The organism is Nocardiopsis sp. MT53 (genome assembly GCF_019598965.1).
Lineage (GTDB): Bacteria > Actinomycetota > Actinomycetes > Streptosporangiales > Streptosporangiaceae > Nocardiopsis > Nocardiopsis changdeensis.
This window is the reverse complement of the sequence record NZ_CP080599.1, coordinates 682,151-702,568: the sequence shown is the minus strand read 5'-3', so window position 1 is coordinate 702,568 and position 20,418 is coordinate 682,151. Positions and strand designations below refer to the sequence as shown.

Sequence of the window (20,418 nt, the reverse complement as noted above, 5' to 3'; positions counted from 1 at the left end):
TTCACCTCCGGGGGTCCTAGAAGCCTCGGGGGCGCGCTGTTGGGTGTCTGAGGAAGCAACCCTCGTCTTGGTCCGGTTTCGGGCTGGCGGGTCGGTTGGTTCCCGCGGACCGCCTCTGAGAACTCTCAGAATCTCCTGTGTGTCCTGCTCTCCTGAGGGAGGCGGGGCGGGGGTTTGTCTGAGTGGTAGCGGAGAACGCGGTTGGTGTTTTGATTTGTGAATAGTGTGCGCGAGCATCTTGTTATCTGTAGTGGCCAAGTGATAGTGGCATACGGTGGATGCCTTGGCACCAGGCGCCGATGAAGGACGTGGGAGGCCGCGATAGGCCACGGGGAGCTGTCAACCGAGCTGTGATCCGTGGGTGTCCGAATGGGGGAACCCAGCCCGAGTTGTGTCGGGTTGCCGCCGCCTGAATGTATAGGGCGGTTGGTGGTGACGCGGGGAAGTGAAACATCTCAGTACCCGTAGGAAGAGTAAACAACAGTGATTCTCCTAGTAGTGGTGAGCGAACGGGGAAGAGGCTAAACCGTGCGCGTGTGATAGACGGCAGTCGTTGCGTGTGCGGGGTTGTGGGGCGTGTCTTTTCGGGTCTGCCGGCCCGGAGCACTTGAGATCAGAGCTAGCTGAAACCGTTGGGAAGCGGTACCGGAGTGGGTGAGAGTCCCGTAGGTGAAGGTTCTGGTCGGGTGTTGACGCTGTCCCCGAGTAGCGCGGAGCCCGAGGAATTCCGTGTGAATCTGGCAGGACCACCTGCTAAGCCAAAATACGTCCTGGTGACCGATAGTGCACTAGTACCGTGAGGGAAAGGTGAAAAGTGCCCCGGTGAGGGGTCGTGAAATAGTACCTGAAACCGTGTGCTGTCAAGCCGTCAGAGCTGGGTCTTGTATCTGGTGATGGCGTGCCTTTTGAAGAATGAGCCTGCGAGTCATGGTGTGTGGCGAGGTTAACCCGGGTGGGGTAGCCGTAGGGAAACCGAGTCTGAATAGGGCGATTTGAGTCGCATGCTGTGGACCCGAAGCGGAGTGATCTACCCATGTCCAGGGTGAAGCGGGGGTAAGACCTCGTGGAGGCCCGAACCCACCAGGGTTGAAAACCTGGGGGATGAGGTGTGGGTAGGGGTGAAAGGCCAATCAAACTCCGTGATAGCTGGTTCTCCCCGAAATGCATTTAGGTGCAGCGTTGCGTGTTTCTTGCCGGAGGTAGAGCTACTGTTTGGCTGATGGGCCCGACAAGGTTACTGACGTCAGACAAACTCCGAATGCCGGTGAAGTGAAGCGTGGCAGTGAGACTGCGGGGGATAAGCTTCGTAGTCGAGAGGGAAACAGCCCAGATCATCAGCTAAGGCCCCTAAGCGTGTGCTAAGTGGGAAAGGTTGTGGAGTTGCTGAGACAACCAGGAGGTTGGCTTAGAAGCAGCCATCCTTTAAAGAGTGCGTAATAGCTCACTGGTCAAGTGGTTCTGCGCCGATAATGTAGCGGGGCTTAAGCACACCGCCGAAGCTGTGAAGCTCCACCTTTGGGGTGGGGTTGGTAGGGGAGCGTCGTGCGTTCGGTGAAGCCGCCGAGTGATCGTGTGGTGGAGGGCGTGCGAGTGAGAATGCAGGCATGAGTAGCGAAAGCAACGTGAGAAACGTTGCCGCCGATTGACTAAGGGTTCCTGGGGCAGGTTAATCCGCCCAGGGTGAGTCTGGACCTAAGGCGAGGCCGACAGGCGTAGTCGATGGATAACGGGTTGATATTCCCGTACCCGTGCACGAGCGCCCAGTATCGAATCAGGTGATGCTAACCACGCTGGCTTAGCTTTCTGTCCTTCGGGACGGGTTGCTGTGCTGGTCTGGGATCCGAGCTTGTAGTAGGTAAGTGATGGGGTGACGCAGGAGGGTAGCTCTACCCGGCGGTGGTTGTCCGGGGGTAAGCGTGTAGGCCGGGGGGTTGGCAAATCCGCCCCCCATGAAGGTTGAGACGTGATGCGGAGCCGTTTTTGGCGAAGTGAGTGATCCCATGCTGTCGAGAAAAGCCTCTAGCGAGTTCGTGAGCGGCCAGTACCCTAAACCGACGCAGGTGGTCAGGTAGAGAATACCGAGGCGTTCGGGTGAACCATGGTTAAGGAACTCGGCAAATTGTCCCCGTAACTTTGGGAGAAGGGGAGCCCTGTCTGGTGAGAGCCCTTGCGGCTGGAGCTGGGTGGGGTCGCAGATAGCGGGGGGAAGCGACTGTTTATTAAAAACACAGGTCCGTGCGAAGTCGTAAGACGCTGTATACGGACTGACGCCTGCCCGGTGCTGGAACGTTAAGAGGACCGGTTAACGGGGTTCGCCCTGTGAAGCTGGGAATCCAAGCGCCAGTAAACGGCGGTGGTAACTATAACCATCCTAAGGTAGCGAAATTCCTTGTCGGGTAAGTTCCGACCTGCACGAATGGCGTAACGACTTCCCCACTGTCTCAACCATGGGCCCGGTGAAATTGCACTACGAGTAAAGATGCTCGTTTCGCGCAGCAGGACGGAAAGACCCCGGGACCTTCACTATAGCTTGACATTGGTGTTTGGGATGGTTTGTGTAGGATAGGTGGGAGCCGGTGAAACTGCCACGCTAGTGGTGGTGGAGGCGTTGGTGAAATACCACTCTGACTGTTTCGGGCATCTAACCTTGGGCCGTGATCCGGTTCGGGGACAGTGTCTGGTGGGTAGTTTAACTGGGGCGGTTGCCTCCCAAAGAGTAACGGAGGCGCCCAAAGGTTCCCTCAGCCTGGTTGGTAATCAGGTGTTGAGTGTAAGTGCACAAGGGAGCTTGACTGTGAGACGGACGTGTCGAGCAGGAGCGAAAGCTGGGACTAGTGATCCGGCACCGGCGTGTGGAAGCGGTGTCGCTCAACGGCTAAAAGGTACCCCGGGGATAACAGGCTGATCTTCCCCAAGAGTCCATATCGACGGGATGGTTTGGCACCTCGATGTCGGCTCGTCGCATCCTGGGGCTGGAGTTGGTCCCAAGGGTTGGGCTGTTCGCCCATTAAAGCGGCACGCGAGCTGGGTTTAGAACGTCGTGAGACAGTTCGGTCCCTATCCGCTGTGCGCGTTGGAGACTTGAGAAGGGCTGTCCCTAGTACGAGAGGACCGGGACGGACGAACCTCTGGTGTGCCAGTTGTCCTGCCAAGGGCATGGCTGGTTGGCTACGTTCGGGAGGGATAACCGCTGAAAGCATCTAAGCGGGAAGCTTGCTTCGAGATGAGGTCTCCTGCCTCCTTTGAGAGGGTAAGGCTCCCTAGAGACGATGGGGTTGATAGGCCGGGTGTGGAAGCCCTGTGAGGGGTGGAGCTGACCGGTACTAATAGGCCGAGGGCTTGTCCGCTGCAGATAATTGGGTGCTCGCGCATACATGTTCACATAACTGTGGAAGCTTCCGTTTCCCTGTCCTGGTTGGGGTGGGGTTGCGGTGTGGGTTTCCGTGGTGGTTATGGTGGGAGGGTCACACCCGGTTACTTTCCGAACCCGGTCGTTAAGTCTCCTTGCGCTGATGGTACTGCCCTGTGGTGGGGTGGGAGAGTAGGTTGCCGCCACGGTTTTCTTCGGGTTGAGAGCCCCTGCCTTCGGGTGGGGGCTTTCCCTGTTTTCGGGGTGCGGGTTTTGTGTGTGGGGGGTCGTCCTTGGGGCGGCCCCCTTTTTTTTTGTGTTCTGGGGGCCTTGGTCGCAGGGGGCGGCCGCAGCGGTCTTTCTGCTTGTTCCCTTTTCAATGCTGTGTGGGGTGGGGGTGGGTCTGTCCGGGGTCTCGGGGGTTGCCGGAGGGAGCATCGTCTCCTTCGGCTGCAAGAGGTCGGGGCGGGTGTTTCCTCTGCCCCGGACACCGAGGGGTTTCTGCCTGTCCTGGAGGCCTTGGCCACAGCCGGAAGGTGAACCGCCTTCTGCGCCACAGGGGGTTTCTCACCCGACCGGGATCTCCGCCATAGCCGTGTCAGGCCAGTGGGGTGCCCGGCCATAGGGGGTGTTCGCCGAGGTAGTTGTAGGTTTCCAAGAGGCCGGCCGCTTGGGGTGGGCGGTCCGCGCCGGGTGGGCCCGGCCCCGGCCGCAGTCGGTGTCCGGCAGACCACCAGGCGGGTGCGTTGGGCGCGCGTGGCGGGTGGTGGGGGTGTGACTGCCGGAGCCGGGTGCACCCGGAGCGCGCACACCCGCACCGCCTGGAAAGGTTGTGGGCGCCGGCGGCGGTGAAGGGGCTCCACGCTGTCGCCTACTCCCGCGCGTGACCGCGGTACCGGTCAGTGCCGGGGGTGAAAGCCGCACGTTTCCGCGACCCCGGCCCCAGACCGGGCACAGGACCGCGGCCCTGGCCGCAGGGGGTGAGAGCCGTGGGGGCTCGCGGCATCAGCCAGAGCGGGGTTAGGGAGAAAGAACCGCGGCCTCCACCGCAGGGGGTTCAGGGAGGCATGACCGGGACCCAGGACCCAGGGGGTTTCGCCGCACGTACCCGGAACCCCGACCCCAGACCGGGCACAGGACTGCGGCCCCGGCCCCAGGGGGTTGGGGAGGAGGCACCGCGGCCTCCGCCGCAGGGGGTTCAGGGAGGCATGACCGGGACCCCGGCCCCAGGGGGTTTCGCCGCACGTACCCGGAACCCCGACCCCAGACCGGGCACAGGACTGCGGCCCCGGCCCCAGGGGGTTGGGGAGGAGGTACCGCGGCCTCCGCCGCAGGGGGTTCAGGGAGGCATGACCGGGACCCCGGCCCCAGGGGGTGTGGGAAGGAGCAACCGGAAGCCTTCGTCAGGGGGTGAGACCCGCTCCCGACAGCCGGCCTTGACCCACGGCATGGGTAGGCATTTAAGGCGTTTGCGGCGTTCACCGGGTGGGGTCAAGGCCGCGGTTCTGTTTCCGGCCTGGGACTGAGGCCGCGGGTTCCTGCGGCGAAACCCCCTGGAGTCGGGGTCGCGGTTCTTCCTCCCCAACCCTCTGGGGTGGAGGTCGCGGTTCGGGGTCAAGGTCGCGGGTACGTGCGGCCACACCCCCTGGGACGGGGGTTGCGATCACGCCTTCCCGCACCCCCTGTGGCTTGGGGCTGTGGGTACGTGCGACAGCACCCCCTGGGGCACAGGCTGGCGAACACGTCCAGCAGCACCCCCTGGGGCGGAGGTTTCCAGTTTCTCCTCCGGGTTGTGGCCGGGGTCGCGGGTACGTGCGGCCACACCCCCTGGGACGGGGGTTGCGATCACGCCTTCCCACACCCCCTGGGGTAGAGGTCGCGGACCTGTGCCCGGTCTGGGGCTGAAGTCGCGGGTACGTGCGGCGAAACCCCCTGGGGGCTGAGGTGCGCGGTTCTTCTTCCCCACACCCCCTGGGGCTTGGGGCTGTGGGTGTGTGTGGCCTTCACCCCCTGCGGCCAGGGCCGCGGTCCTGTGCCCGGTCTGGGGCCGGGGTCGCGGAAACGTGCGGCTTTCACCCCCGGCACTGACCGGTACCGCGGTCACGCGCGGGAGTAGGCGACAGCGTGGAGCCCCCGCACCGCCGCCGGCGCCCACAACCTTTCCAGGCGGTGCGGGTGTGCGCGCTCCGCGTGCACCCGGCTCCGGCATACACACCCCCACCACCCGCCACGCGCGCCCAACGCACCCGCCTGGCGGTCTGCCGGACACCGACTGCGGCCGGGGCCGGGCCCACCCGGCGCGGACCGCCCACCCCAAGCGGCCGGCCTCTTGGAAACCTACAACTACCTCGGCGAACACCCCCTAGGGCCAGGGGCTCCACTGGCCTGACACGGCTGGGGCGGGCCACACCGGTCGGGTGGGAAACCCCCTGGAGCGCAGGAAGCGGTCCACCCTCCGGCTGTGGCCGAGGGCCCGGTCGGGTGGGAAACCCCCTGGGGACGGGCGGGAAGTCGCCCGCGGCCTTCACCCCCTGCGGCGGGGGCCCAGCGATGCCCTCCGGCTGTGGCCGAGGCCCCGGCCGGGTGGGAAACCCCCTGGGGACGGGCCCGCAGGTACGCGCGGCCTTCACCCCCGTGTGTCCGGGCGGCGGGAACGCCCACCCCGACCCCTCGGCGCCGAAGGAGACGATCCGCCCTCCGGTAGTGCCTCGGCCCCCAACAGACACACCCGCCACCCACCACAACGTTGAAAGGGCAAAGAGGCACCCCTGGGGTCGGGGCGGGAAGCCACCTGCGGCCTTCACCCCCTGTGGCGGAGGCCCCGCGACGCCCTCCGGCGGGGGGTGGGGGTTCCAAGTGGGTGGGCAGCCCCCGGGGCTGGGCGTGTGGCCATGGTCCTCTTGGAGCGGAGGTCCCACGACGGTCCCCGGCTGTGGCTGAGGGTCCCAGTCGGGCGGACGACCCCCTGGGGGCCGGGCCGAGTGCCGCCCTACCGAAGTCCCTGCCGCCGATGGGGCCTCTGGGGCGGTGGGCACACCCACCCCCACCCCCTGGGGACGAAGGAGATGATCCGCCCTCCGGTTGTGGCTCGGCCCCGGACAGACCAGCCCGTCACCCACCACAGTGTTGAAGGGGCATGAGAGTGTCCTTGGGGCTGGGGCTGGGGCTGGGTGTGTGGCCATGGTCCTCCTGGAGCGGAGGTCCCACGACGCTCCTCGGCGGTGGCCCCTGGAGTCGAAGGAGATGATCCGCCCTCAGACCACAGCTGGGCCCCGTACAGCCCCACCCGTCACCCACCACGGCGTTGGAAGAGCACAAACAGACGCATCAGCGGAGCCGAACGGAGGACCCGCCCCCCACCGGTGGGACAATTCACCCATGACGATTCCCATCCCCGCCGACCTGCTCGCCGCCGCCGAGGCCGCCAAGGGCTTCATGCCCACGGACGAGGGCACCGCCCTGTACGAGACCGCTCTCCGTTACGCCCCTGTCGGGCCGGTCGTGGAGATCGGCACCTACTGCGGTAAGTCCACCGTCTTCCTCGGCGCTGCGGCCCGGGCCACCGGCGTGAAGGTGGTCACCGTGGACCACCACCGCGGGTCGGAGGAGCACCAAGAGGGCTGGGAGTACCACGACGCGACGCTCGTGGACCGGGAGACCGGGAAGTTCGACACGCTCCCGCACCTGCGCCGGACCCTCACCCGGGCCGGGCTGGACGACGAGGTCATCGTCGTGGTCGGCCGCTCCGCCGAGGTGGCCTCGGTGTGGGGCACCCCGCTGGGGATGCTGTTCATCGACGGCGGCCACAGCGAGGAGGCCGCGCAGGCCGACTACGCCGGCTGGAGCGGGCACGTCGCCCCCGGCGGCGCGCTGGTGATCCACGACGTCTTCCCCGACCCGGCGGACGGCGGGCGCCCCCCGTACAACATCTACCTCCGGGCCCTGGACTCCGGTCTGTTCAAGGAGGTCTCGGCGGTCGGTTCGATGCGGGTCCTGGAACGGGTCGCCTGAGCCCTCCCACCTCCCCGAACCGGTCGGACAACGACCGTCCTGGGACACGCCTCCGCCGGGTAAGCCTTCGGTAAGAAGTCACCACCCGGTTATGGATTCGGCCTTGACATGGTTACGGCCCGGTATCGTGTCGAGAAGGGGCGGAGCGATGGTGGCGTTATCCCCCGAAAGACCACTTCGGTCCAAATCTTGACTGAACCGATCCGGGGCGGTTGCGCGTCAAATACCAGGACGGCACCGTGCCGGACGTGATTTGCCATGGGGGCGGGGAGCTGAGCGAGAGCACAAACGGCGCGAACGGGGCGGATGGGCAGCGCCCCGTGCACGATGAGGACGTCGCGCCGGAGACCAACGACACCTCTGCGGAGGAGCTGCCCGACGCCGGAGAGGACACGGCCGACCGCGCCCCGACCACCGGTGGTGGCGAGGACGCCGACTCGGCGGCCGACTCCGGGCCCATCACTTTCAAGACCAGCGGCACCTTCTTCCGCGAGCGGGTCGCACAGGTCCTCGCGGAGCAGGGCTTCGACGAGTCCTCCGAGGGGGAGGACGGGCGGGAGCCGGGGAGGACCACCGCGGAGACCGCGGAGGAGCCCGCCGCCGAGGCGGCTCCGGAGGTGACCGGAAACTCGGCGGCCGACGAGCCCGAAACGGCGTCCGCGCAGGCGGAGAGGGAGACCGCCGACGGATCCGGGGAGCGTTCCTCCGCGGAGGAGGCCGACGGCGCGGCCGCGGTGGCCGCTGCCACCGCGGCGCAGGCTCCCGAGCCGGCCGACGGCCCCCGGGCCGCGCCCGACGGGCCCGGTGCGTCCGAGCCGAGCGCCGCCGCGCCCGGCTCCGAACCCGTGCCCGCTGCCGACGACACCACCGCCGCGGCCGGGAAGGCCGACGACGCCGCCGAGCCCGCCGGAGCCGCGCAGGGCGGTGCGTCCGAGGCCCCGTCCTGGACTCCCGCCGCCCCGCCGGTCCCGCCCGCCGGGTCCGTGGCCGAGCCCTCGACGCCTCCCGTGTCCGCCGCGCCTCCCGCCACGCCCCCCGGCGCACCCGAGGCTCCGCAGTCCGTCGCCGGGCCCGTTCCGGACCCCCAGGTCACGGAGGAGTCCGCGGCCGAGGCCGGGGCGATGTGGCCGCAGCCGCAGCGGCTGTCCAACTACGTCGGAGCCGCCGGCGCGGGCCGCCCGCCCCAGGGCCCCGGAGGCCCGAGCGGCCCCGGGGGTCCCGGTGGCCCCACCGGTCCCAGCGGTTCGTCCAGCCCGTCGGGTCCCGCCGGCACCGGTCCCGGGAAGAAGGCCAAGGCCAAGAAGGGCAAGCGCAAGAAGCCGCTCTGGTGGCGGATCCTGCGCACCTTCCTGGTGGCCTCCGCGCTGATGGTCATCATCGCCTGCGGCGCCTTCGCGTACTTCTACGCCACCGTCGAGGTCCCCGACGCCGCGAAGGCCGACGCCGTGGAGCAGGGGTCGACCTTCTACTTCGGCGACGGGGAGACCGAGTTCGCCTACCGCGGCACCGACCGCGACCCCATCACCTACGAGGAGATGACCGAGAACGGCGACCAGGTCGTCGAGGCCGTCATCTCCGCCGAGGACCGGGGCTTCTGGACCGAGCCCGGCGTCTCCGTGCGCGGCACCACCCGCGCCGTCTGGTCCACGGTCACCGGCCAGCAGGTCCAGGGCGGCTCCACCATCACCCAGCAGATGGTCCGCAACTACTACGAGGGCGTGTCCTTCGAGCAGACCGTCTCCCGGAAGATCCAGGAGATCATCATCTCCATCAAGGTCGACCAGAGCGAGACCAAAGAATGGGTGATGGAGCAGTACCTCAACACCATCTACTTCGGCCGCCAGGCCTACGGGATCCAGGCCGCGGCCCAGGCCTACTACGACAAGAACGCCAATGAGCTGACTCCGGAGGAGGCCGCCTTCCTGGCCGCCGCCATCCAGCAGCCGACGCCGTTCGGTGAGGCGGACGTCAACACCACGCCGGAGATGGAGCAGCGCTGGCGCTACGTCGTCGACGGCATGGTGACCACGGGCGCCATCACCCAGTCCGAGGCCGACGGGATGGAGTTCCCCGCGCCGATCGAGTACGAGCCCGGGGCCGACAACGACCTGAGCGGCTACCGCGGCTACATGTACGAGGCCGCGATGCGCGAGCTGGAGGAGCTGGGCTACACCGAGGACCAGATCAACCGGCAGGGCTTCACCGTCGTCACCACCTTCGACCAGGACATGATGGACGCCGCCTACGAGGTGGTGGAGGCCGCCATCCCGCAGGAGGTCATCCCCGAGGGCGTCAACGTCGGCATGGCGACCGTGGACAACGCCACCGGTGAGGTGCTGGCGTTCTACGGCGGCCACGACTACCTGGAGAACCAGTACGACAGCGCGCTGCTGGGCGGCGCCCAGTCGGGTTCGGCGTTCAAGCCCTACGTGCTGGCCACCGCGCTGGAGGAGGGCTACAGCCTCAACAGCTTCGTGGACGGCAGCGGCCCGCGCCAGATCCAGGGCTCGCGGATCCAGAACGCGGGCAACGCCCCGGGCGGTCCGATGGACCTGGTCCAGGCCACCCGCGTCTCCAACAACCTCGGCTTCGTCGAGCTGAACATGGAGGTCGGCTACGAGAACGTGCGCGACACCGCGTACGACATCGGCCTGCGCGAGGGCAGCATCGAGGACCACCAGCTGGTGCCCACCCTGGCGCTGGGCGTCTCCACGGTGACGCCGCTGGACCAGGCGGGCGCGTACGCGACCTTCGCCAACGGCGGCCGCCACGTGGACACGCACGTGATCAAGTCGATCCTCAACGCCGACGGCGAGGAGGTGCGCCCCGAGGTGGAGTCCCGGCAGGCGATCAAGGAGTCGACCGCCGCGGACGTCACCTACGCGCTGGAGCAGGTGGTCCAGGGCGGTACCGGTACCTCGGCGAACTTCTGGACGCACCCGGTGGCGGGCAAGACCGGTACCACCTCGGACAGTGTCGCCGCCTGGTTCGTCGGGTACACCCCGCAGCTGTCCACGGCCGTGGGCGTCTACAACGAGAACAACCAGTCGTTCGGCATCCCCGGCTACGACATCTCCGGTGGCGGTGTGGCGGCGCCGATCTGGCGCGACTACATGCAGCGGGCGATGGAGGGGTACGAGCGCAAGGAGTTCCCGCCGCCCGCGTTCGCCGGGTCCACCCAGTACTGGGCGCCGGACCCGTCCACCCAGGCTCCGGAGGAGCCGGTGGAGGAGCTGCCGGAGGAGACGCCGCAGGACCCGGGCACGCCGGAGGTCCCCGAGGTCCCGGAGACCCCGGAGAACCCGGGCACGCCGGAGGTCCCGGAGGTTCCGGAGTTCCCCGGGCCGGGTGACGGCGAGGGCGGCGGCGGGGAGACCCCGCCGGCCCGCGAGGAGGTCAGGGAGTTCCCGGCCGGCTGACCCCGCCGGGCGGGGCGAGTGCGAAGGGGCCGCGGACGGCGACGTCCGCGGCCCCTTCGCCGTGTGCGCCCGGGCTCACCCGTCCCAGGTGTGCAGGAACACCTGCGACCCCGGTGTGGTCCGGGTGAGGGCGTCCACGGCGAGGATCACGGCGGCGGTGGTCCAGGTGCTGCGCTCCACCGGCCAGCGCACCTGCTCGGCGAACTGGTAGCCGGTCCAGTAGACGCCGTCGTCGCCGTCGCGCAGGTGCTGCACCTCGCGCAGGATGCGCACGCCGTCCCCGGTCCGGCCCACGGCGGCCAGGGCCAGGACCAGTTCGGAGGTCTCGGCGGCGGTGACCCAGGGCTGGTCGTCGACGCAGCGCACGCCCAGGCCCGGGACCACGAACCGGTCCCAGCGCTCGGCCAGGCGCGCGTGGGCGGCCTCGCCGCGGACGGCGCCGCCCAGGATCGGGTAGAACCAGTCCATCGAGAACCGGCCGCGGTCGGCGAACAGGTCCTCGTCGTCGTTGATGAGGTCGGACAGCCGGTCGGCGGCCTTGGTCCACTCCGGGCGGGGGCGGCCCAGCCGCTCGCCCAGGGCGGCGCCGCAGCGCAGCGCGTGGTGCACGCTGGCGCAGACGGTGAGCAGGGCGTGGTCGCCGGGGGACCCGTCCTCCCCGCGCGCCCACAGGATCTCCCCGCGTTCGCCGCGCAGGGCCAGCACGAACTCCAGGCCGTCCTCGACGACGGGCCACAGCTCCTCGGCGAAGGCCGTGTCCCCGGTGACGAGCAGGTGGTGGAACGCCCCCACGGCCGGGTAGGCGGCGTGGTTGGCCTCGCGGAGCTCGGTCGCGGGGACGCCCTGGCGGAACTTGGCGGGCCAGCCGCCGCCGGGGTGGCGGGCGCCGGCCAGCCACCGGTAGGCGCGGCGGGCGGCCGCGGCGTGCGCGGGCTCCCACAGGCCGGTGACGGTCAGCGCCATGGCGCACTCGACGTGGTCCCACACGTCGGTGTGGCCGCCGGGGAACCAGGGCAGGGCGCCGGTGGCCTCCTGGCTGCGTGCCAGGTAGTCGGCGGAGCGCAGCAGCTGCCCGGCGTCCAGCACGCCGGGCAGGCGCAGGGTCAGGTCGTCCGGTGCGGTGACGACGGACATCAGGCGGCGTCGAGCGGCTTGCGCACGTACACGACCACGCTCTTGCCGATGACCGGGTTGAGCAGGCGCTCGGCCACCCGGGTCACCTTGGGGGCCTGGAACATGTCCCAGACGAGCAGCTCGTGGTAGGCCTTGGCGAGCGGGTGGTCGTTGTTGTCGGTGCCCACCGCGCACTTGATCCACCAGTAGGGCGCGTGCAGGGCGTGCGCGTGGTGGTGCGGGCCGATCAGGAACCCGGTGGCCTTGAGCTTGGCCTCCAGCTCGGCGCGGGTGTAGATGCGGATGTGGCCGCCCTCGTTGGTGTGGTACTCCTCCGAGAGGGCCCAGCAGATGCGCTCGGGCAGGAAGCTGGGCACGGTCACCGCGGCGATGCCGCCGGGCCTGAGGACCCGGTACAGCTCCTTCATGGCGGCGGTGTCGTGCGGGATGTGCTCGAAGATCTCCGCGGCGATGACGCGGTCGAAGGAGCCCTCGTCGAAGGGCATGTCGAGGGCGTCGCCCTTGACGGTCTCCGCGGTGGCGGAGGCGGGGGCCTCGCCCTCCTCCTTCATGGCGGCGAACATGGTCTCGACGGAGGCCAGGTCCTCGACGTTCTGGTCGAAGGCGACGATGTCGGCGCCGCGGCGGTAGACCTCGAAGGCGTGGCGGCCGCCGCCGCAGCCCAGGTCGAGCACGCGGTCGCCCGGACCGACGGGGAACAGGGTGAAGTCGACGGTGATCAGTGGAGGCTCCCTCGTGTTCTGCGAAAAAGGTGCTCAGGCGCCGTTGGCCCGGGCGGGGGCGGGGCGGCTGTCCCCGTCGGCGGGGCGTCGGCCGGTGGCGGACGCGATCGTGGACGCGTAGCGGCGGGCGGTCAGCTCGGCCACCGCCCGCCAGGTGAAGCGTTCCTGGACGCGGCGCCAGGCGGCGGCGCCCATGCGTTCGCGCTCGGCGTCGTCGTCGAGGAGGCGGGCGAGCTCGGCGGCCAGCAGGCCGGGGTCGCCGGGGGCGATGAGGCGGCCGGCGTCGCCGTCGGTGCCCACGACCTCGGGCAGCGCCCCGGCGCGGCTGGCGATGAGCGGGGTGGCGCAGGCCATGGCCTCGACGGCGGGCAGGGAGAAGCCCTCGTAGAAGGACGGGACGACGGCGACCTGCGCGGTGGCGATGAGTTCGGCCAGCGCGGTGTCGTCGATGCCGCTGACGAACTCGACGCGGTCGCGCAGGCCGAGTTCGTCGACCAGCCGGTCGGTGGGCCCGCCGGGGCGGGGTCTGCTGACGACGGTCAGGGTGACGTCGCGCTCGGCGGCGAGTTCGGCGGTGGCGCGCAGCAGGGTGGCGACGCCCTTGAGGGGGCTGTCGGCGCTGGCGGTGCACACGATGCGGCCGGGGACGCGCCGGACCTCCGGGCGCGGGTGGAAGTAGCGGGTGTCGACGCCCAGGGGGGTGACCTCCATGGCCTCGGGGGCCACGCCGAACTCGCGGGTGATGTCGTCGGCGGAGGACCGGGAGGGCACCAGGATGGGGTCGAGGCGGCGGGCCACCCTGGCCTGCATCCTGACGAACCCGTACCAGCGGCGCTTGGAGAGCTTCTGCCACCCCTGCGCCTCGTCGATCTCGATGCGGCGGTCGACGCTGATGGGGTGGTGGATGGTGGTGACCAGGGGGATCCCGGCGGACTTGATGCCGAGCAGGCCCCAGCCCAGGGTCTGGTTGTCGTGGACGACGTCGAACTCGCCCAGGCGGCGGCGGAGCTCGCGGTTGGCGCGCAGGGAGAAGGTGAGCGGCTCGGGGAACCCGGCGGTCCACATGGTGGCGACCTCCAGGGCGTCGATCCAGTCGCGCCACTCGCGCAGCGGCGGGGCGACGAAGGGGTCGGCGTCGTTGTAGAGGTCGAGGGAGGGGATCTTCTCCAGGGTGACGCCCTCGTCCAGGACGGGGTAGGGCTGGCCGGAGAAGACGGTGACCTCGTGGCCCAGTGCGGCGAGCTCGCGGGACAGGTGGCGGACGTACACGCCCTGGCCGCCCACGTGCTGCTTGCTCCGGTAGGAGAGCAGGGCCACGCGCAGGGGGCGGTCGGGGTGCGGTCCCGTGCTTTTGCCCGACTGGGTCAAGAGTCCACCTCTTCGTTGGGTCGCGGGGCCCGGCCGCCTCGGTGGGCGGGGTGGTCGCCGCCGGGCGTCGCGCGCGGGCCGGGCCGGTGGCGGGTACGGGCGTCCCATATGTTACTCGTCAGTTGTGTTCGGGTCGGCCCCCGGGCCGGTTGGTAGGGATCCTATGCCGGTGCATCGGGCCCGGTGACGGCGACCCAGCGGGGCAGGGCGGGTGTTCCGGTGAGGGCGGCCAGCCCGCGCTCCTCGGCCAGGCGCAGGTGCGCCGCGGTCTCGGCGGCGGCCATGTGGCGGGAGCGGACGCTCATGTCGGCCCAGGGCCGGCGCCAGGTGAGGCCGGCGGCGGCCTCCCACAGGGTGGCGGGGCCCGCGGCCCGGAGCAGGGCCAGGATCTCGGCGACGCGGTCCTCGTGGTGCTCGACGATCTCGGCGGTCCGGGCGCCCAGCCCGGTGAAACGGCGCTCGTGTGAGGGAAGGCACACCAGCGTGTCGGCGCCGGGCAGGCCCCCGACGGCCCGCTGGGAGGCGAGGAAGTCGCCGAGCGGGTCGCCCTCGCCGGTGGTCAGCGGGAACCGCCCCACGTGCGGGGTGATGCGCGGCAGGACGTGGTCGCCGGTGAACAGGAGTCCGCCGTCGGCCAGGTGCAGGCACAGGTGGCCGGGGGTGTGGCCGGGGGTCCACACGGCGCGCAGGTCGCGGCCGGGCAGGTCCACGCGGGCGCCGTCGGCCAGGGGGAGGTCGGGGACGACCGGGGGAGGGGAGTAGCGGGGGCCGGCCAGGAGTTCGTCGACGTCGTCCTCGGGGAATCCGGCGGCGCGCATCTGGTCGGCCAGCGAGCGCAGGCGGGCGTCGCCGTCGAGGGCGAGCATGCGCTCGGTGACGGTGATGTCGGCGGGGTGCATGGCCAGCCAGGCGTCGGAGGACTCGCGCAGCCGCCCGGTGAGCCCGGTGTGGTCGGGGTGGAAGTGGGTGAGGACGGCGCCGCGCACCTCCCCGACAGTGTGGCCGATCCGGGCCAGGCCCTTGACCAGGGCGTCCCAGGAGTCGTCGTGGTCCCAGCCGGTGTCGATGAGGACGGGGCCGTCGGAGCCGGTCAGGACGTAGACGTAGGTGAAGCCGAGGGGGTTGCCGGGGATGGGCACCGGCAGGCTCCACACGCCGTCTCCGAGGTCCTCGACGGGGGGTGTCTCGGGCATGGGCGGCCTCTCACTGGAAACAGAATCGGATTCGATTCTAGAGTGGGGGGCGTGCGCCGATCGCGGCCGGGCGGAGGTCCGGCGGCGGGGGTTCACCCAGCGTGACCGCCGGGGGTGGACGACCCGTCCCGGAGCGAAATAGAACATATTCTATAAATCCTGTACCAGCGTTCCCAAAAACCCTGGATCGGTTCCGTAAGGCCGCTGCCCTGCCGGTCAATGAGGCGTGAATCATGGGAGGGAACCGCTGCGCGAACGGGAAGCGGTTGGATAACGTGTTCTCATAAGGTCGGTGCTCCGGACGGGCTTCGGCCACACCTGGTAGCCCTCTCGGTGCTGCGGCGAGCAGTCGGCGCGACCGACGACGAAGGGGAGAGATCCTGTGGCGGTACAGGCGCCGATCGGAACCATGTCGCGAAGCCAGACCCAGCGACGCAAGCGCATCGTGCAGACCGCGGCGGCCCTGGCCGTGCGCGGCGGCGTCGAGGCCATGCAGATGCGCTCGGTCGCCGAGCGGGCGGGGGTCGCCCTGGGCACCCTCTACCGCTACTTCCCCTCCAAGATGGACCTCGTCGTGGCCGTGGTCACCGAGGAGCTCGACCTGCTGGAGGGCGGCATCGTCCGCCGTCCGCCCACCGCCGACACCCCCGCGGGCCGCGCCGTGGACGTGCTGCTGCGCGCCACCCGGGGGCTGATGCGCGAGCCGGAGCTGGCCGACGCGCTGGTGCGCTCGCTCATCATGGCCGAGGTCAAGATCGAGCTGGACGTCCGCATCACCGACCTGGTCTGGCGAGTGGCCACCGGCTCGCTGGCGGTCGAGGACGCCGGCGAGGACGCCCCCGACATCGACCGCGAGGGCGTGGACTACGTGCTGGCCGGGTCGCTCACCAGCGTGTGGATCTTCGAGCTGGTGGAGGTCCTCAAGGGCCGCCGCGACGTCGACGAGGTCGAGCGGCGGCTGCACGTCGCCGCCGAGCGCCTCCTCGCCTCCTTCTAGACCGGACCTCCGCCCCGCAGGGACCCGGGCGTCAGCCACCGCCCAGGAGCAGGCCCAGCAGGCCGCTGATCAGACCGCCTCCGCGCTCGGACCCGTCATCGCCGGGTTCCCCGCCGGAGGCGTCGTCGTCTCCGGGGCCGGGCGAGGGCGACTGCGACGGGGCCTCCCCCGCGGGGGGCTCCTCCCGGGGCGGGTCGCCGGGGTCGGCCGGGGCGGCCGGCGGGGCCTGCGGCTCTTCGGGGGCGGTCTCCTCCCGCGGCTCCTCCTGCCCGGTCTCCGGCGCGTCGGGCGCGCCCGACGCCGGTGCCCCCGGAGTGGTGGGGCCGGCCTCGGGCCGGGTGTCGGCGGCGCTGGAGGCGGTCTCCGCCCCGGTGAGCACCGGGCCGGCGGGCCGGGGGGCGTCCGGGCCCGTGCCGATGACGGTGGCGGGCTCCTCCGAGGCGCCCGCCCAGCCCCACAGCGCCATGGCCAGGGCGGCGGTGGCCAGTCCGGCGACCACAGGCAGCGCCCGGCGCGAGCGCCGGGGCGCGGTCTCCTCGGGGTCCTCGTCCGCGCCCCCGGGGCCGGGCAGCGGGGCCCGGTGCTCCTCCCGGACCGGGTGGTCGGCGGTGCTCAGCCGGTCGCCCGGCAGGACGCGGGCGGGGCGCGGCGCCCGCGCCTCGGCGGTCCCGTCCCCTTCGTCCTCGCCGCCGAGGCCGGCGGCGTCCTCGGCGGCCCGGGAGCGGTGCAGCGGGTAGCCCTCGGAGGTGAGCGGGTGCATCTCCCGGGCGATGCGGCGGCGCTCCCCCTCCAGGCCGGGGTCGGTGCAGGTCTCCAGGACCCGGTCGCGCAGGCCCGGGGGCGGACCCGGCGGGCGGAGCAGGGCCAGGGCGGTGGAGACCTCCTCCATCCGGGCGCGCCAGCCGGCCGGCGAGGGCGGCCCCTCGTCGGCGGGCACGCGCTCGCGGGCGCGTGCGGCGCGCCGGGGGTCGCGGGCCTCGGCCAGACCGTCGGCGGCGCGGCGCACCGCCGAGCGGGACAGCTCGGCGCACAGGTCGTGGTCCAGGCCCAGGACGCGGGCGATCGCCGAGGCGGGCAGCGCGTGGCGCAGGTGGAGCTCGACCAGTTCGCGGTGGCTGGCCGGGAGGCGGGAGAACATGCGCGCGACCGGCTCCTCGGCGGGCACGGTGGCCAGCCGGGCGTAGGGGCACACGTGGACGAACCCGCGGCGGCGGGCGGCCGCCCGGACCAGGGCGTACAGCCAGGGGGTGCGCTCGGCCGGGTCGGCCGGCCGCTCGGTGAGCGTGCACGCGGCGACCAGTCCGTCGTGCACGGCGTCGGCGGTGCCGGGGCCCTCGCCCAGCAGGGACCAGGCGTACCGGTACAGGACCGGCGCGAAGGCGTCGTAGAGCGCCTCGACCGGCTCCGGACCCGGTTCGTCTCTTTCGTTGCCTCTGGTCACGATTCTCCCCCCACACCGCAGACGGTAGTGGGGGGAGTCGGACCGCGCGGGGGAATCCGGGGACTGTGGCGTGAAGGTGAGGTTTCTGTTACCTCACGCCGGGTCTCCGGGGCCTCGCGCGGGGTGAGGGGCCCGGTTCACTCGCCTCCGCGCGAGGGCGAGCCGATGGCGATCATGCGCTCGACGGAGCGGCGGGCCCGCTCCGCGGTGCCGGCGTCCACGGTGATCTCCGTGGTGCCGAAGCGCAGCGAGTTCAGCAGCTTGTCGGCGTCGATCATCTTCATGTAGTGGCACTCGGCGCGCGAGTTGACCGCCTCGAACTCGGTCCTGGGGTTGGCGTTGCGCAGCTGGTGCAGCATGCCGGTCTCGGTCGCGATGAGGACCTTCTTGGCGGTGGTGTTCTCGGCCGCGGTGAGCATGCCGCCGGTCGACAGGACCTTGACGCGCTCCTGCGGGACGGCGCCGCTGCCGACCAGGTACAGGGCGGAGGTGGCGCAGCCGCACTCGGGGTGCACGTAGACCTCGGCGTCGGGCTCGGACTCCACGCGCTGCCGCAGGGTGTGCCCGTCGATGCCGGCGTGGACGTGGCACTCGCCCATCCAGATGTGGATGTTGTCGCGGCCGGTGACGCGCTTGACGTGGGCGCCCAGGAACTGGTCCGGGAGGAACAGGATCTCCCGGTCCTCGGGGATCGACCGGATGACGTCGGCGGCGTTGGAGGAGGTGCAGCAGATGTCGGTCTCGGCCTTGACCGCGGCGGTGGTGTTGACGTACGCGACGACGACCGCGCCCGGGTGCTGCGCCTTCCACTCGCGCACCTGCTCGGCGGTGATGGTGTCGGCCAGGGAGCAGCCGGCCGCCGGGTCGGGCAGCAGGACCGTCTTCTCCGGGGCCAGGATCTTGGCGGTCTCGGCCATGAAGTGCACGCCGCAGAAGACGATGGTGCCCGCGTCGACGGTGGCGGCCAGGCGGGACAGGGCCAGGGAGTCGCCGGTATGGTGCGCGACGTCCTGGATTTCCGGGCGCTGGTAGTTGTGCGCGAGGATGACCGCGTCGCGCTCCTGCGCCAGGCGGCGGACCTCCGCGGCCCATTCCTGCCTGGTCATGGTGTCCGCCGAGGCGGTGACCGGTGCCATGTCCGTACTACTTCCTTGAGGCTGTGGGCGGGCGTGGACGCCGCGCCGTGGCTGGTCGGTGCGGGAGACAGGGTTTTTGTCTGTCAGGCACAAACCTGTCGCAGCTTAACATGTCGGGGAACGGAAGGGACAGGGTGAACAGCCCGGAAGCAAACGGACAGGTGGTGGGCGCCGTGGTCGAGGACACGGGCCTCTCGGCGCACGAGGCGCTCGCCGTCGTCCTCCAGATCCGCGCCGGAGAGCTGTGCGTCCTGCTGTGGCGCCGCGCGCTGCCGCCCTGCGAGGGGGAGTGGGCGCTGCCCGGCGGCAGGCTGCGGGCCGACGAGAGCCTGGGCGCCTCCATCAGCCGCCAGCTCGCCCAGAAGGTCGACGTGCGCGACCTGGCGCACCTGGAGCAGCTGGAGACGCGCAGCGACCCCGAGCGCCACCCCGAGCGCCGCACCCTGGCCACCGCCTACCTGGGCCTGGTCCCGGCCGGCATCGACCCCGTGGTGCCCGCCGACACCCGCTGGCACCCCGCCGGCGACCTGCCGCCGATGGCCTTCGACCACGCCTCCATCGTCCGCTCCGGGCGCCAGAGGCTGCGAGCCAAGCTCAGCTACACCAACGTGGGGTTCGCCCTGGCCCCGCCGGAGTTCACCATGTCGGAGCTGTCGGGCTACTACCGGGCCGCGCTGGGGCACGACGTGGCCGCCACCAACCTGCGCCGGGTGCTGCTGCGCCGGGGGCAGATCGAGGAGACCGGGCGCTCGGTGCCCTCGGGCCGCTCGGGCGGCCGGCCCGCGGCGCTGTTCCGGTTCCGGTCGCGGAGCCTGCAGATCACCGACGCCTTCGCGGTGCTGCGGCCCCCCGGACAGGGTGCGGGGGACAAGTAGACTTCCCCGACGTGGCTATTCGTACTGTGGTGTTCGACGTCGGGGAAACACTGGTCGACGAGACGCGGATCTTCGAGCGCTGGGCGGACCGGTTCGGGATCCCGCACATGGCGTTCTTCGGCACCATCGGCGGTGTCCTGGCCGACGGCGGCACCCTCACCGACGGGTTCCGCCTGCTGGTGCCCGGATTCGACCTGGCGGCCGAGAGCGAGCGCTGGCGGGCCGAGGACCCGGACGGCGAGCGCGAGCACTTCGGGGAGAAGGACCTGTACCCGGACGTGCGGCCCGCGTTCGAGACCATGCGCCGGGGCGGCCTGTCGCTGGTCATCGCCGGGAACCAGCCGCCCGAGGCCGGGCCCGCCCTGGAGGCGATGGGGCTGGGCGTGGACGGGATCGGCATCTCCGACACCTGGGGCGTGAAGAAGCCGGAGCCGGAGTTCTTCGACCGGGTCCTGGACCTGGCCGCCCTGGTCCGGCCCGGGATCTCGGCCGAGGAGATCCTCTACGTGGGCGACCGGGTCGACAACGACGTGCTGCCCGCGCTGCGGGCGGGCATGAGGACGGCCCTGCTGCGCCGGGGGATCTACGGGTACCGGCACTCCGCCTCGCCCCACGCGGCACGGGCCGACCTGGTCGCCGACGACCTGCACCGGATCGCGGAGTGGGCCCTGGAAAGGGCCTGACGGCCCGCCGCGGCCCCCGCCGCCGCGGCGCTCCTCCCCAATCCCCCTCTCGCCGACGGGAAAAGTGTGTAATAGGGCGATTCGGTCACG

General features: G+C 70.6%; 11 protein-coding genes and 2 rRNA genes. 7 read left to right on the top strand and 6 right to left on the bottom strand.

The genetic code is table 11. The features are described 5' to 3' along the window. Nucleotides 1-251: 251 nt before the first annotated feature. The 4 genes from K1J57_RS02905 (at nucleotide 252) to K1J57_RS02890 (ending at nucleotide 10,779) form a co-directional block, all read left to right on the top strand. Nucleotides 252-3,348 (top strand): 23S ribosomal RNA (locus K1J57_RS02905). Nucleotides 3,349-3,442: 94 nt separating this feature from the next. After that, a 5S ribosomal RNA gene (gene rrf, locus K1J57_RS02900) occupies nucleotides 3,443-3,558 on the top strand. Nucleotides 3,559-6,727: 3,169 nt separating this feature from the next. After that, nucleotides 6,728-7,360, top strand: coding sequence for a class I SAM-dependent methyltransferase (locus K1J57_RS02895; RefSeq protein ID WP_220562936.1), 633 nt, complete (start codon nucleotides 6,728-6,730; stop codon nucleotides 7,358-7,360). 239 nt (nucleotides 7,361-7,599) lie between these two features. Further along, on the top strand, nucleotides 7,600-10,779 hold the full coding sequence (locus K1J57_RS02890) for a transglycosylase domain-containing protein (RefSeq protein WP_255646811.1): 3,180 nt from the start codon (nucleotides 7,600-7,602) through the stop codon (nucleotides 10,777-10,779). A gap of 75 nt (nucleotides 10,780-10,854) precedes the next feature. Here K1J57_RS02890 and K1J57_RS02885 read toward each other — a convergent pair whose 3' ends face one another. From K1J57_RS02885 to K1J57_RS02870, 4 genes are all read right to left on the bottom strand, one after another. Next, complete coding sequence (locus tag K1J57_RS02885) at nucleotides 10,855-11,913, bottom strand: prenyltransferase (RefSeq protein WP_220562935.1); 1,059 nt, start codon at nucleotides 11,911-11,913, stop codon at nucleotides 10,855-10,857. Next, nucleotides 11,913-12,578 (bottom strand): class I SAM-dependent methyltransferase, encoded by a 666-nt coding sequence (locus K1J57_RS02880; protein ID WP_255647106.1) that lies wholly within the window; start codon nucleotides 12,576-12,578, stop codon nucleotides 11,913-11,915. Before K1J57_RS02880 ends, K1J57_RS02885 begins: the two co-directional genes overlap by 1 nt. Before the next feature lie 90 nt (nucleotides 12,579-12,668). Then, on the bottom strand, nucleotides 12,669-14,003 hold the full coding sequence (locus K1J57_RS02875; protein ID WP_220562934.1) for a glycosyltransferase family 4 protein: 1,335 nt from the start codon (nucleotides 14,001-14,003) through the stop codon (nucleotides 12,669-12,671). Nucleotides 14,004-14,164: 161 nt separating this feature from the next. After that, nucleotides 14,165-15,196 (bottom strand): MBL fold metallo-hydrolase, encoded by a 1,032-nt coding sequence (locus K1J57_RS02870; RefSeq protein ID WP_220562933.1) that lies wholly within the window; start codon nucleotides 15,194-15,196, stop codon nucleotides 14,165-14,167. A 382-nt stretch (nucleotides 15,197-15,578) separates the two neighbouring features. Between K1J57_RS02870 and K1J57_RS02865 the strand changes: the two genes are divergently transcribed. Next, nucleotides 15,579-16,193 carry a TetR family transcriptional regulator gene (locus tag K1J57_RS02865; protein WP_220562932.1) on the top strand — a complete coding sequence of 205 codons (615 nt, stop codon included), beginning with the start codon at nucleotides 15,579-15,581 and terminating at the stop codon, nucleotides 16,191-16,193. 31 nt (nucleotides 16,194-16,224) lie between these two features. On the opposite strand, the gene K1J57_RS02860 is transcribed toward K1J57_RS02865, so the two are convergent. Together K1J57_RS02860 and nadA are read right to left on the bottom strand one after the other, a co-directional pair. Continuing rightward, nucleotides 16,225-17,634, bottom strand: a complete 1,410-nt coding sequence (locus tag K1J57_RS02860) for a sigma-70 family RNA polymerase sigma factor (protein WP_220562931.1) — start codon at nucleotides 17,632-17,634, stop codon at nucleotides 16,225-16,227. Nucleotides 17,635-17,771: 137 nt separating this feature from the next. Beyond that, a complete protein-coding gene (gene nadA / locus K1J57_RS02855) occupies nucleotides 17,772-18,770 on the bottom strand; it encodes a quinolinate synthase NadA (protein WP_220562930.1) in 999 nt (332 codons plus the stop codon). A 110-nt stretch (nucleotides 18,771-18,880) separates the two neighbouring features. On the opposite strand from nadA, the gene K1J57_RS02850 reads away from it, so the two are divergent. Continuing rightward, nucleotides 18,881-19,645: an NUDIX domain-containing protein gene (locus tag K1J57_RS02850; protein WP_370634591.1), complete on the top strand. Its 765-nt coding sequence runs from the start codon at nucleotides 18,881-18,883 to the stop codon at nucleotides 19,643-19,645. 11 nt (nucleotides 19,646-19,656) lie between these two features. After that, nucleotides 19,657-20,328 carry an HAD family hydrolase gene (locus tag K1J57_RS02845; protein WP_255646810.1) on the top strand — a complete coding sequence of 224 codons (672 nt, stop codon included), beginning with the start codon at nucleotides 19,657-19,659 and terminating at the stop codon, nucleotides 20,326-20,328. The last annotated feature ends 90 nt before the right edge of the window (nucleotides 20,329-20,418 follow it).

Coding starts and splice junctions, on each gene's coding strand:
- nadA (WP_220562930.1), bottom strand. CDS start 18,770: ATGGCACCGGTCACCGCCTCGGCGGACACCATGACCAGGCAGGAATGG.
- K1J57_RS02870 (WP_220562933.1), bottom strand. CDS start 15,196: ATGCCCGAGACACCCCCCGTCGAGGACCTCGGAGACGGCGTGTGGAGC.
- K1J57_RS02885 (WP_220562935.1), bottom strand. CDS start 11,913: ATGTCCGTCGTCACCGCACCGGACGACCTGACCCTGCGCCTGCCCGGC.
- K1J57_RS02850 (WP_370634591.1), top strand. CDS start 18,881: ATGTCGGGGAACGGAAGGGACAGGGTGAACAGCCCGGAAGCAAACGGA.
- K1J57_RS02895 (WP_220562936.1), top strand. CDS start 6,728: ATGACGATTCCCATCCCCGCCGACCTGCTCGCCGCCGCCGAGGCCGCC.